Source organism: Actinomadura darangshiensis (assembly GCF_004349235.1).
Taxonomy (GTDB): domain Bacteria; phylum Actinomycetota; class Actinomycetes; order Streptosporangiales; family Streptosporangiaceae; genus Spirillospora; species Spirillospora darangshiensis.
The window spans coordinates 49,336-61,140 of the sequence record NZ_SMKY01000018.1; the positions used below are offsets into that span (position 1 = coordinate 49,336).

Consider the following 11,805-nt stretch of genomic DNA (forward strand, 5'->3'; position numbering starts at 1 on the left):
AAGAAGGCGTATACCGCGTCGAACCGCCCCCAGACATTGGATGTTTGTGGCGGAACCATGGGCGCGGGACAGGCATAATTGGCGACAGGACATCCGACCTTTGGGGAGCGGCCATGGCGGTCACCGATGAGGCGATCGAGAAGATCAAGGAAATGATCGTCTCCGGCGCGCTGCGGCCGGGCGACCGGCTCCCGCGCGAGGCCGACCTGGCCGTCCAGCTGGGCCTGTCCCGCAGCTCGCTGCGGGAGGCCGTGCGCGCCCTGTCGCTGATGCGGGTGCTGGACGTCCGCCAAGGCGACGGGACCTACGTCACCAGCCTGGAGCCCAGCCTCCTGCTGGACGCGCTGAGCTTCGTGGTCGAGGTCCACCACGATTCGACGGTGCTGGAGTTCTTCGAGGTCAGGCGGCTGCTGGAGCCGCCCGCCGTCGCGATCGCGGCGCTGCGCATCGGGGAGTCGCAGATCAAGGATCTGCGTGCGCACCTCGACTCCGTCGGCCCGGACGCGACTCCGGAGGAACTCGTGGCCAACGACCTGGAGTTCCACCGGCGCATCGCCGAAGCGTCCGGCAACTCGGTGCTGTGCTCCCTGCTGGAGAACCTGTCCGGCCCGACGATGCGCGGCCGCATCTGGCGCGGCCTCACTGAAGAAGGCGCCTGGCAGCGCACCCTCACCGAGCACCGCGCCATCCTGGACGCCATCGCCGACCGCCAGCCGCAGCTCGCGCAGTCGTGGGCGACCGTGCATGTGGCGGGCGTCGAGCAGTGGCTCCGCACCTCGCTGCTGCTGTCGTGACCGGGGGCCCGCGTTCACACCCGCGCCCCGGTCACGGTGACCTCGGTTAGTCGCAGGTCGTCGACGTACTGGACGCTGTCCGGGCCCTTGATCCGCGTGAAGTCGCACTTGCGCAGGTGCACGTGGGACATGTGGTCGGTGGGCACCCCGACGAGGATGAAGGGCGAGTGGTTGTAGCACTCCGTCCCCACCCAGCGGGTGGTCACCATCGGGAGGTAGGCCGCGGGGTCGGTCGTGATGAGGATCGTCGCGCACTCGCCGACGTGGAGGTCAACCCGGCTGAGCAGGTGGATGGGCCCGGTGAGGTGCCGGCCGGGGAAGCGAGGCGGGCGCACCCGCCGCAGGATCCGCGGCACCTCGCGCCACGGGTCGCCGGCGCGCAACGCGTCCCGCCTGGAAGGCGAGTCAGCGGACATAGGAGTGCCCCAGCCACATCTCGTCGATCTGGAGCTTGTTGTAGAAGCGCGGGGCGGTCTCGGCGGCCCAGATGCTGTCGACCTCCAGCCGCACGTAGCGGGCGTGCCGGACGTTCAGGTCGATGAACCGGGCGCCGCGTTCGCTCTCCATCACGCCCGTCTTGACCGGCTCGCCCCAGTGCATTCCGTCGTCGCTGACGTAGACCTTGTAGTCCTTGATGCGGGCGGAGTCCTCGGGGCGTCCGAACGTCTCGCGGTTGTAGGTCGGGGACCACTCGCGCTGGTTGACCGCCAGGTACTTCACGGGCAGCGGGTGCGGCAGCCGCAGGTCGATCGTGACGGGCAGCGCGTCGCCCTTGTCCCACCAGGTGAGGTAGTCATGGTCGACGAGGCTTGCGGCCGGGTGCCCGTCGGTGGACGCGCTCGCGGTTGCCGTCACCATGGCGCTGGGGTAGATGCCGTGGCGGCCGGCGGTGTCGACGCGGAAGACGGTGTCGTAGTCGTCCCAGCCGGTGATGCCCTTGATGGTGAACGAGCCGCCGCCCTGCTCGACGCGCATCCGCTCGCCGGTGCGCAGGTTCGTGACCCGGCGGATCTTGTAGCCGTTGTCGCGGATCGTCACCGAGTCGCCCGTCTCAGGCCTGGTCAGGACGTGGACGTACTGCCGGTTCGGGTTCTTCTCGCCGATCGTCGTGACGCCGTGGGCGCCGTCGTTCCAGAATCCGGGCTGGAGGCCGCCGTACATGTAGCCGCCGCCCTGCACGCCGTGGATCGACTCCCAGATCTCGTCCAGGTAGCCGTCGGCGAAGTCGTTGAAGGCCTCCTGCTTGGACGGGAAGCGTCCGTTCACCATCGCGGTCTCGGCCATCAGGGACTTGATGGACGAGCCGGCGTTGGCGATGAGGCGGCCGAGCGTGATGCGGGTGTCGACGTCGGCGTCGGTGCCGTCGTACCACCAGGCGCCCTTGGTCGGGAGCTTCCACTCCCCTTCGGTGAGCCGGGGCTGCGGCGTCCAGACGGCCTGCGGGTAGTCATACGGCGGGGTCATGCCGGTCTTCTGCTCATGGCTGACCATGTCCATGATCGGCGTGTCCTCGTTGTTGTTGCTGAGCGTCATGTCCGGTCGTTCCTCGCGGATGCGCTCGTAGAGGCCGTGGTCCTCCCAGTACTCGTTGTCGTTGTCGATCCAGAACCCCGACAGCTTCGGGTAGTCGTGCATGACCTCGATGAAGTTGTCGTAGGAGAACTCGCCGAAGCCTTCGCGGGTGTGCAGGTCGACGGCCTTGCCCTTGTAGGCGGAGTAGGCGGCCGAGTCCATCCAGCTCTGCCCTTCGGGCAGTCCTTCCCAGTACCACTTCGGGTCGTCGGTCATGTAGAGGACGACCCGGAGGCCCTCGGCGTCGGCGGCTTTGATCAGCTCGCCGAGGAAGTCGCGCTTGGTGCTGCACGTGCCCGGGATCGTGGACGGCCAGGCCCGCGCGTAGCCGAGCCGGCTGTGGAAGGACGCGAGGACGAGGTACTGCGCGTGCAGTTTTCGCGCCTCGTCCACCCAGTACCGGGGGTCCCAGCCGCCGTCGGTGACATCCTTCTCCCAGGCGGCGCAGTCGGTGTGGGCGGGGGCGGTGCGCATGCCCCAGTGCAGGAACAGGCCGGCGTTGGCCGTGCGCAGGAACTTCTGGCGCGGGTTGAACAGCTCCGCGCGAGCGGGGGTGGCGCGGGCGGCCAGCGCCGCGCAGAGGGCGAGGACGAGGGCCGCCGCCGCGGTGAGCGCGGTGATCTTCCGTCTGGACGGGGAGGGGAGAACGAACATGGTCACGCCTTCTCTGTCGCCAACGTGCAGGGGGTGGGGCGAATGAAAGGTCGGATCTCTTTGCGGCGAATCTAGCAGGATGGGCAGGTGAGTCAAGACATCAAGGGCTATCACCCATGATTCATAGGATGTATCGCCTTGGGGCGCAGTCCGTACACGCGCCCGGCGGTACCGCCGAAGACCGCGTCGTGGCCCGCCGCGTCCAGGTCCGCGCACGCCCTGTCGGCGATCTCGGCGACCTGCTCGTGGGGCGCCGCAAGCGTGCAGACCGGCCAGTCCGATCCGTACATCGTGCGTTCGGGCCCGAACGCGGCCAAGGCGTGCCGCGCATAGAGCAGGAGATCATCTGCTCTCCAGCCGGGTGCCGCCTCGGTCACCAGGCCTGACAGCTTGACCGTGACGTTGGGCAGCGCCGCCATGGCGGTGATCCAGGACGCCCAGGGCTCCCAGACGCCGCCCGCGATGTCCGGCTTGCCCAGGTGGTCGAGGACGAGCCGTATCTCCGGCAGGCGTCGTGCGAACTCCAGCGCCGCATCTGCCTGCGGCGGTCTGATCAGCACGTCGTACACGAGGCCGGCGTCCCTGACGGCGCGCACGCCGCGCAGCGTGTCCTCCCGCAGGAGCCAGCGGGGATCGGGCTCGTCCTGGACGAGGTGCCGGATCCCGACCAGGCGCCGCCCGCACTCGCCGTCGCGCAGCTTCGCCAACCGCTCCGCCACGTCGGGCGCCGTCAGGTCCACCCATCCGACGACTCCGGCGACGGGCTCACCGGCTCCCGCCAGAAGGTCTGCCGTTTCGTGTTCGTCATGCAGGGCCTGGACGACGATGGACTCGGCGACCTCGGCGCCGGCGGTCTCGGTGTAGCGGACGGTGTCGAACCGGCCGCGGATCGGGTCGGCCCACGGACCGTCCATCCACGCATGGTCGCGCGCCGCGGTGTCCCAAAGGTGGTGATGCGCATCGATTCTCATACCGCCTCCCACAGCGCCTCGGGGATCTCCAGCTCGAACATCGCCGCGTTGTCGTCCACCTCGGCCGGGCTGCGGCAGCCGACCAGCACGCTCGCCACCGCCGCATGGCGCGCGGGAAACTGCAGGGCGGCGGCCCGGAGGGGGACGCCGTGCGCGGCGCAGACGTCCCGCAGCCGGGCCGCCTTCGCGCGGATCTCGGCGGGCGCGGGGACGTAGTCGAATGTGCCGCCTCCCGCGAGGACGCCGGAGTTGTAGACGCCGCCGACGACGACCGACGTGCCGCGCTCCAGGCAGGCCGGCAGCAGTTCCGCCTCGGCCGTGCGGTCGAGGAGCGCGAGTCGTCCGGCACACAGGACGACGTCGAGGTCCAGGCGGCGGACGAACCGGGTCAGCATGGCGGCCTGATTCATCCCGGCACCGATCGCACCGACGACCCCCTCGTCCCGGAGCCGGGCCAGCGCCGGATAGGTCTCGGCGTAGACCCGGTCCTCGTGAAAGTCCGGATCGTGGATGTAGACGACGTCCACGCGGTCGAGCCCGAGCCGCTCCAGCGACTGCGTCAGCGAGCGGCGCACGCCGTCGGCGCTGAAGTCCCAGACCCGTTTGAGCGGCGGCTCTCCCATGAAGCCCTCGTCGTCGGGTTCCTCCCCAGGCTCACGCGGGCGCAGCAGGCGGCCCACCTTCGTGGAGACCACCGCACCGGACGAGCCCAGCGCCATGCCGAGCCTGCGCTCCGATCTGCCCGCCCCGTAATGCGGCGCGGTGTCGAAATACCGCATGCCATGGCTCAGCGCGCGTTTCAGGGCCGCGGTGGCCTCGTCGTCCGGCACCGGGGCGTACAGCCCGCCGATGGCGGCACCGCCGAAGGACAGCGCGGTGACCTCGACCTGCGAACGGCCGAGGCGCCGAAGGTCGCCGATCCGCATCGCTCACCTCCCTTGCGGGCGCGGCCGGAGCCCCTGCATGCCGCCGTCCACCGCGAGCGCCGTCCCCGTGGTGGCTCCGGCGAGGGGACTCGCCAGGTAGGCGATCGCCGCGGCGACCTCGTCCGGCGAGACCAGCCGTCCCATCGGCTGCCTGGCCTCCAGCGCGGCGCGTTCGGCGACCGGGTCGCCGGCCGCGTCCAGCAGGCGTCCGATCCACGGTGTGTCGGCCGTGCCGGGATTCACGCAGTTCACCCGGATGCCCTCGTGGACGTGGTCGGCGGCCATGGCGAGGGTGAGCGACAGCACCGCGCCCTTGGTCGCCGAGTACAGCGCCCGCTGCGGCAGGCCCGCGGTCGCCGCGATCGAGCAGGTGTTGACGATCGCGGCATGCTCGGACCTGCGCAGGTGCGGCAGCGCGGCGCGGGCGACCCGGACCATGCCGAGCACGTTGACGTCCATCACGCGGCGCCACTCGTCGTCGTCGTTCTCCTCGACGGTGCCCTGCGCGCCGACGCCCGCGTTGTTGATCAGCACGTCGAGGCCGCCGAGGCGGCGGACGGCATCGTCCACCGCCCGCCGGACGGACGCGTCGTCGGTGACGTCACCAACGACGCCGTACACCGCGTTGCCGGGCGGCGGCCGAAGGTCGAGGCAGGCCACCGCCGCGCCGCGATCGGCCAGCAGCCGGGCCGTCGCCAGCCCGATCCCGGACGCTCCCCCGGTCACCAGGGCCCGAAGCCCGCCGAACTCGTTCATGCGTTCCTCCAGACAGGTCCGCCGGGATGGAGGTGATCGGCCAGGGACGCGGCCTTCATCTCCGTTGACAGGCCGGGTCTGGAGGGCGCGACGTAATGGCCGTCCACGATCCGCACGGGGTCGGCGAAATGCTCGTGCAGGTGGTCGACGTACTCAAGGACCCGGCCACGCGTGCTGCCGCCGACAGCGACGTAGTCGAACATCGACAGGTGCTGGACGACCTCGCACAGCCCGACGCCGCCCGCGTGCGGACACACCGGCACGCCGAACCGCGCCGCGAGCAGCAGGATCGCGATGTTCTCGGTGACTCCCGCGACGCGGCAGGCGTCCAACTGCAGCACGTCCGCCGCGCCCGCCTGAAGCAGTTGCTTGAAGATCACCCGGTTGGCGACGTGCTCGCCGGTGGCGACCTTGACCGGGGCGACCGCGCGCCGGATCGCGGCATGGCCGAGGACGTCGTCCGGGCTCGTCGGCTCCTCGATCCAGTACGGGTCGAACGGGGCGAGCGCCCGTACCCACTCGATCGCCTCCGGGACGTCCCAGCGCTGGTTGGCGTCCACGGCGATGCGGACGCCGGGCCCGACGGCCTCGCGGGCCAGCCGCATCCGCCGCACGTCCGCGGCGACATCCACGCCGACCTTCAGCTTTATCTGGGAGAAGCCCTCCGCGACGGCCTGGCGGGCGAGCCGGACGAGCTTGTCGTCGGAGTAGCCGAGCCATCCGGGGGTCGTGGTGTAGGCGGGGAATCCGTACTGGAGGAGCCGCGCCTCCTGCGCATTCCGGCCGGGCAGCATGTCGGCCAGCAGGTCGGTCGCATCGGCGGGGGTCAGCGCGTCCGTCAGATATCGCCAATCCGCCAGGTCCACGATCTGCTCCGGGGACATGTCGGCAAGCAGCTTCCAGACCGGCTTGCCCGCGACCTTCCCGGCCAGATCGAACGCGGCATTGATGATCGCCGCGGCGGCCATGTGCACGGCGCCCTTCTCGGGGCCGAGCCAGCGCAGTTGCGAGTCGTGCAGCAACCCCTTGGCGAAGCCGCCGAGATCGTCCAGGTCCAGGGCACGGCCGGTCACCAGCGGCGCGTGCGCCCGAATCGCGGCGACGCACACCTCGTTGCCGCGTCCGATCGTGAAGCAGAACCCGTGCCCGTCACCGAGGTCGGTTCGCAGCACCACATAGGCGGCCGAGTAGTCGGGATCGGGGTTCATCGCGTCCGAGCCGTCCAGCTCCAGCGAGGTCGGGAACCGGACGTCGTGCAGATCGAACCCGGTGACCTCGACCTTCACACCGCCGCCTCGGACGCGGACGCCACGACCTGCCGCTGACGGCCGAGACCCTCGATCTCGGCCGCCACGACATCACCGGCCCGCAGGTACGCGGCGCCGGCCGGGCCGACGCGCAGCAACTTCACGAAGAGATACCCCCTTCATCTGGAGCCGCCCAGATTCATCTGATGTCTCGTGTGGCAATGAGAACACCGATGCCCTGTATCCTGGCAATCCCCCGCAATCAAGTTGTTACAAACACCGAATTGGTTGGATCTATACCCTCGAAGCTTTCCCCGGAGACGGCGCTCCGCAACCGCCCGGCGTCCCCGCCGTCCTTGAGCCGCGGGGGCTGCGGTTTGCGTCGCGTCAGGCCGGTGTGCCGCAGATCATGACGCCGGGTACTCGTCCCCGAGCCGGGTCACGACGTCCTCCCGATGCGTCGCATCGGGAGGAACGGCGGTGGTGATTCGCCCACCACGCGGGCCGGTGAACAGGCGAGCCCCAGGCTTGGCCCCCAAAGCGAGCTGCCCGGCGACCATCCGCGTCGTCGGTGGGAGCGTCGAGGTGGCGGGCGGGCGCCGCGGGCCCGTGGAGTGCGATAAGGACGACCAGACGGCGGAGCAGGCGCTCGTAGGCGCCCTCCACCGTGTCAACGTCGAGTTCGGCGGTGGTCGCGTGGTCCAGCGGCGAGAACGCGGCCGGCATGTCCCGGCTGGGAACGGTGCGGTGGCGGCAGGTGCTGGTGAGGATCATGGCTTCTCCCACATGCTCTTAGGCAGGAAACGGGATGGACGGTGACGGCACGCTCAGCCAGATCAGGCGCCACCGCCATCGCATGGTCGCCCAGGGCGCCAGCACCGATCAGATCGTGGCAGCGCTTATTGAGGAATCCCAGGTCACCCCCGGGTGGCCTACCGGCACGCGCTTGGACTCACCCAGACGCAGGTGGCCGATAGCCACACCCACCGGATGGCCGGACGAGGCCCCCGGACCCGCAAGGAGATCTCCCTCTGGGAATGCTGGCCCGGCCCCGGAAGCGCGCCATCCACATCCTCGGCCCGTGCGCCCTCCTACGAACACCTCACGCGCCTGGCACAGCTCTATGGCTGCCTGGTCAACGACCTGCTCTTCGCCCACACCGCGACACCGGAAGCCACCGTCCCGTACCAGGAGACTCAGCGACGGTGGCGTGGCGATGGACGGTGAGGGGCGGCCGCAGTGCGGTCCCGCAGCCCACCCTGCGGTTCGCCCTCGTCGTGGTTGGTCACGTGTGATCCTTCCCGGCCGGGGCAGCGGCCCCAGCATCCCGGATCACCATCCCGCCCACGCGATCTTCAGGACAGTCCCCGAGGCCGCACCCCGTGCGGGCTTTCAGAGGTTGAGGCCGTCGAGGAAGGTTCCTATCGCGTTGGCGAGGTCGGCGGGTGCTTCCTCTGCCATGTGATGGCCGGAATCGATGGGGTGGCCGCGTAGATCGGGAGCCCATGCGCGCCAGATCTCCCGGGGGTCACCGTACAGGTCCTCTAGATCGTCCTTTTGTGACCACAGCACGAGGGTGGGGCACTGGATGCGGCGTCCCGCTGCGCGGTCGGCCTCGTCGTGGCGCCGGTCGATGCCGAGCCCTGCCCTGTAGTCCTCCAGCATCCCGTGGACGGTCTGCGGATCGTGCAGTGCGTTCTGCAGGTCGGCCCACGCCTCGGGCGCCATATGCTCGTCCGTCGCGGCGTACCAGGCGTCCGGGTCGGCGTTGATGATCCGCTCGGCGGGCTTGTCGGACTGCCCGAAGAAGAACCAGTGCCACCAGGCGGCCGCGAACCGGGCGTCGCAGCGTTCCAGATGCTCGACGACGGGCAGGCCGTCCATCGCCACCAGCGCGGTGGCCTTCTCCGGGTGGTCCATCGCCGTCCGGAACGCCGCTAGGGCGCCTCGGTCGTGGCCGGCCACCGCGAAGCGGTCATGTCCGAGCCCACGCATGAGCGTGACGAAGTCGCGGGCCATCGCGCGTTTGGCGTACGGCGCGTGCTCGGCGTCCGTCGCAGGCTTTGACGACTGTCCGTATCCCCGCAAGTCCGGGCAGACGACGGTGTAGCGCTCGGCCAGGAGGGGCGCGACCTTGTGCCAGGTCGCGTGCGTCCGCGGATGCCCGTGCAGAAGCAACACGGCCGCACCCGCGCCGCCGTGCCGGACACGCAACTGGACCTGTCCGACATCGACGTGATCCAGCGTGAACCCTTCGAAGAACATGGCCGCGCGATACCCGCAAACCCACCGGAGAACCCCGCCACGCGAGGTGGTGCACAAGGGGCATCGCGGGACGGGGTCGCGGTGGCCGCAAGCCGAGCAGATTCGCCTACCGGCAGCGCGCCCGCTGGCGCTACATCACGGCGGACGGCCGCATACCCCTAGGTCTTGAACTGCCGCGCCATCGAGGCCCTCTCGCGGTGGGTGACACACCAGATACACCCGCCGCAGCCTCGGTATATCGCTGTAACTCATCCAAGCCGGCGAGTTCGCCGAAGAAGGCAAGCTCCCGCCCCAGGCCGAACTGGCCCACCAGTACCGCGTCGGCGCCCTGACGATCAGCGACGCCATACGCGCCCTCTAAGCAGACGGCACCGTCGGAACACGCTCCTCAGCCAAAAGGCGAGGCTTAGCATCGTGCGGACGCGACCGGCGACCCGCTACAAACTGAACAGGCAGAGCCCTGCCCGCGTAGGTCAAGCCCGAGGAGGTCAGGCGCGCCGGTAGCGCAGATCCACGGCCTGCGCAGGATGGCCGTCGTGAATACGGGCCCACCGGACCGGCTCGATACCGGGGCAGTCGAACAGCCGCACCCCAGAGCCCAGCATGACCGGCGCCAGATGCACCCGGAACTCATCGACCAGGCCACGCTCGACGCATTGGCGGGCGATTTCCTGACTGTGCAGCTCCAGGTCCTTGCCGCCTGCCGCGGCCAGCCCGATCTCGACCGCCTCGGCCACGTCGCAGCTCAGGAACGTGACACCGGGATCCGGGGCGGCGTCCTGGGGGTGATGCGTCAGGACGAACACCGGACCGCTCCACGCCCCGCCGTACGGCTGCCTACTCGCCCGGCGATCCTGCTCGACCAGAGCGTCGTACCCACGACGGCCACCCAGCACGGCGCCCAGGCTGGCGATCGACTCCCGATGCACCTCAGGGTCGACCACCACCCCCGCCATCCACTCCAGCGAGTGCCCCGGACCGGCCGCGAACCCGTCCAGCGACATCATCAAATGCCACCGCACCTTGCCCATCAAGGCCTCCCAACGTCTCGGCGTACCGGTGTCGACCATCCGGAACGCGGAAACCCATCGGTGAGCCGCCTCAGCGTGCCCTGTCGTCGACCGGGGCCATGTGGCTCCGGCCGAGCCACCTGCGTCCGCACGCCCCACCGGCCGCGCCGGGTGAGTGGGACGACGGGTACCCCCGGCTCCACCCGGAGGACGGCGTCCTGGACCCGGCACGCCGAACCGCGCGAGACCATGTCCGTAGCCCCCACGCCGCCCAGGAGACCCCGGCTCGGGGCGGCGCGCCGAGTAGGCCGGCGCCCTTGCGCCCGACGGCAAGGTCAACCCAGGCTGAGTCACCGACGTGCTGGCCGCCCAACGCCGCGAACGCGCCCGAGTCCGCAGCCAACGCCAGCAACGCTGGGGCCGACCACGCCACAAGGCCGCGTGACCGCACCCGGCGAACGTTCATGGTCATCGCACTAGACGCGGACGCGAAATCGCTGCACGTCCTCAGCGAGCTTCGGCGTCTGGACGCGGCACTCAGCCAGAGCTGGAACCGCCAGCCCAAGGTCGCCGAGTTCCGCGACGCGCTCCGCACCACCGCCCGCGACCTCGGCGAACACTGAACAATCGGTATTTCGAGCCCAGCACAGGAAAGACCTTCTGCATGACATCACCCGCGACGGGTGCCGCGGCCGGCACCGCCGTACGCCCACGCTGGGACCAGCTCCCCGCACCGCTACGCGAGCACCTGACCGCCCGCCTCGGGGACATCACCCAGGCCCAGGTCCAGACCGGCGGGTTCACACCCGGCCTCGCCGCTCGCCTCCGGCTCGCCGACGGGGACCGGGTGTTCGTCAAGGGCATCAGCGCCGACCACCCCCTGGCCGGCCGGTACCGGGACGAAGCCCGGGTCGTCCGAGCGCTCCCCACCGCAGTGCCCGCGCCACGCCTGCGCTGGGACGAGGAGATCGCCGGATGGACGGTGCTGGCCTTCGACGACGTCAACGGCCGTCACGCCGACCTGGCCCCCGGCTCGCCCGACGTCGACACCGTCGTGGAGACGGTGGCCAGACTCGCGGCCGCGCTCACCCCGTGCCCAGTCCCGGACGTGCCGGACGCCGGTGCGGAACTCGCCGACCTGGTCCACGGCTGGCGCGAACTGGCCGCATCTCCCGCCCCACCCGCAGACCCATGGATACGCCGCAACCTCCCACGCCTCACCGACACCGAAACCGCCTGGCTATCGGCCGCCGACGGCGACACCCTCCTGCACGGCGACATCAACCGCACCAACCTCCTCATCACCGCAGGACGCGCCATGCTCGTCGACTGGGGCCAGCCGGTACGCGGCGCGGCCTGGATCGACGTCGCCGACCTGATGCCGCACCTGATCCTGGCCGGCCACACCCCAGCAGCAGCCGAAGCCGCCGTCACCCAGGCACTGGACGTGGCCGGCGCCACCCCGGAGGCGATAACCAGCTACGCGGTCGCGTTCGCCGGATACTGGGCCCGGACGTCACGCCTGCCCGCACCACGCGGTGTCCCGCACCTACGCGCCCACCAAGCACGAGCCGCCAGGGCAGCCACCGCCTGGGTCGCCCACCGCACCC

The 11,805-nt window shown here is 70.3% G+C and carries 13 protein-coding genes; 4 read left to right on the forward strand and 9 right to left on the reverse strand.

The genetic code is table 11. From position 1 onward, the window contains the following. Positions 1–113 precede the first annotated feature (113 nt). Positions 114–794: a FadR/GntR family transcriptional regulator gene (locus E1293_RS06635; protein ID WP_132194905.1), complete on the forward strand. Its 681-nt coding sequence runs from the start codon at positions 114–116 to the stop codon at positions 792–794. 14 nt (positions 795–808) lie between these two features. On the opposite strand, the gene E1293_RS06640 is transcribed toward E1293_RS06635, so the two are convergent. The 8 genes from E1293_RS06640 to E1293_RS06675 all read right to left on the reverse strand — a co-directional run bounded on the left by E1293_RS06640 (position 809) and on the right by E1293_RS06675 (position 9,185). Then, positions 809–1,210: a hypothetical protein gene (locus tag E1293_RS06640; protein ID WP_132194907.1), complete on the reverse strand. Its 402-nt coding sequence runs from the start codon at positions 1,208–1,210 to the stop codon at positions 809–811. Beyond that, a complete protein-coding gene (locus tag E1293_RS06645) occupies positions 1,200–3,020 on the reverse strand; it encodes an alpha-L-fucosidase (RefSeq protein WP_132194909.1) in 1,821 nt (606 codons plus the stop codon). Before E1293_RS06645 ends, E1293_RS06640 begins: the two co-directional genes overlap by 11 nt. Before the next feature lie 110 nt (positions 3,021–3,130). Then, a complete protein-coding gene (locus tag E1293_RS06650) occupies positions 3,131–3,991 on the reverse strand; it encodes an amidohydrolase family protein (RefSeq protein ID WP_132194911.1) in 861 nt (286 codons plus the stop codon). Continuing rightward, the gene (locus tag E1293_RS06655; protein WP_132194913.1) at positions 3,988–4,917 is read right to left on the reverse strand and encodes an aldo/keto reductase; all 930 of its coding nucleotides are present in this window, start codon (positions 4,915–4,917) and stop codon (positions 3,988–3,990) included. Before E1293_RS06655 ends, E1293_RS06650 begins: the two co-directional genes overlap by 4 nt. 3 nt (positions 4,918–4,920) lie before the next feature. Then, the gene (locus tag E1293_RS06660) at positions 4,921–5,673 is read right to left on the reverse strand and encodes an SDR family NAD(P)-dependent oxidoreductase (RefSeq protein ID WP_132194921.1); all 753 of its coding nucleotides are present in this window, start codon (positions 5,671–5,673) and stop codon (positions 4,921–4,923) included. After that, a complete protein-coding gene (locus tag E1293_RS06665; RefSeq protein WP_243716059.1) occupies positions 5,670–6,959 on the reverse strand; it encodes an enolase C-terminal domain-like protein in 1,290 nt (429 codons plus the stop codon). Before E1293_RS06665 ends, E1293_RS06660 begins: the two co-directional genes overlap by 4 nt. After that, complete coding sequence (locus E1293_RS50120; RefSeq protein WP_279472980.1) at positions 6,956–7,084, reverse strand: hypothetical protein; 129 nt, start codon at positions 7,082–7,084, stop codon at positions 6,956–6,958. The genes E1293_RS06665 and E1293_RS50120 overlap by 4 nt, the downstream gene beginning before the upstream one ends. Before the next feature lie 1,228 nt (positions 7,085–8,312). Further along, positions 8,313–9,185: an alpha/beta fold hydrolase gene (locus E1293_RS06675; protein ID WP_132194923.1), complete on the reverse strand. Its 873-nt coding sequence runs from the start codon at positions 9,183–9,185 to the stop codon at positions 8,313–8,315. 250 nt (positions 9,186–9,435) lie between these two features. Here E1293_RS06675 and E1293_RS50665 point away from each other — a divergent pair, with 250 nt between their 5' ends. Then, positions 9,436–9,546, forward strand: coding sequence for a GntR family transcriptional regulator (locus E1293_RS50665; RefSeq protein ID WP_132194941.1), 111 nt, complete (start codon positions 9,436–9,438; stop codon positions 9,544–9,546). A gap of 127 nt (positions 9,547–9,673) precedes the next feature. On the opposite strand, the gene E1293_RS06685 is transcribed toward E1293_RS50665, so the two are convergent. Continuing rightward, positions 9,674–10,216 (reverse strand): dihydrofolate reductase family protein, encoded by a 543-nt coding sequence (locus E1293_RS06685; RefSeq protein ID WP_132194925.1) that lies wholly within the window; start codon positions 10,214–10,216, stop codon positions 9,674–9,676. Between the two features lie 443 nt (positions 10,217–10,659). On the opposite strand from E1293_RS06685, the gene E1293_RS47305 reads away from it, so the two are divergent. Then, positions 10,660–10,818 carry a hypothetical protein gene (locus E1293_RS47305; RefSeq protein WP_165978107.1) on the forward strand — a complete coding sequence of 53 codons (159 nt, stop codon included), beginning with the start codon at positions 10,660–10,662 and terminating at the stop codon, positions 10,816–10,818. Between the two features lie 41 nt (positions 10,819–10,859). Further along, positions 10,860–11,805 (forward strand): phosphotransferase family protein (locus E1293_RS06695; protein ID WP_132194927.1); only part of this gene is annotated, 946 nt, incomplete at its 3' end.

Coding starts and splice junctions, on each gene's coding strand:
- E1293_RS47305 (WP_165978107.1), top strand. CDS start 10,660: ATGGTCATCGCACTAGACGCGGACGCGAAATCGCTGCACGTCCTCAGC.
- E1293_RS06685 (WP_132194925.1), bottom strand. CDS start 10,216: ATGGGCAAGGTGCGGTGGCATTTGATGATGTCGCTGGACGGGTTCGCG.
- E1293_RS06635 (WP_132194905.1), top strand. CDS start 114: ATGGCGGTCACCGATGAGGCGATCGAGAAGATCAAGGAAATGATCGTC.
- E1293_RS06675 (WP_132194923.1), bottom strand. CDS start 9,185: ATGTTCTTCGAAGGGTTCACGCTGGATCACGTCGATGTCGGACAGGTC.
- E1293_RS06655 (WP_132194913.1), bottom strand. CDS start 4,917: ATGCGGATCGGCGACCTTCGGCGCCTCGGCCGTTCGCAGGTCGAGGTC.
- E1293_RS06640 (WP_132194907.1), bottom strand. CDS start 1,210: ATGTCCGCTGACTCGCCTTCCAGGCGGGACGCGTTGCGCGCCGGCGAC.
- E1293_RS06645 (WP_132194909.1), bottom strand. CDS start 3,020: ATGTTCGTTCTCCCCTCCCCGTCCAGACGGAAGATCACCGCGCTCACC.
- E1293_RS06650 (WP_132194911.1), bottom strand. CDS start 3,991: ATGAGAATCGATGCGCATCACCACCTTTGGGACACCGCGGCGCGCGAC.
- E1293_RS06660 (WP_132194921.1), bottom strand. CDS start 5,673: ATGAACGAGTTCGGCGGGCTTCGGGCCCTGGTGACCGGGGGAGCGTCC.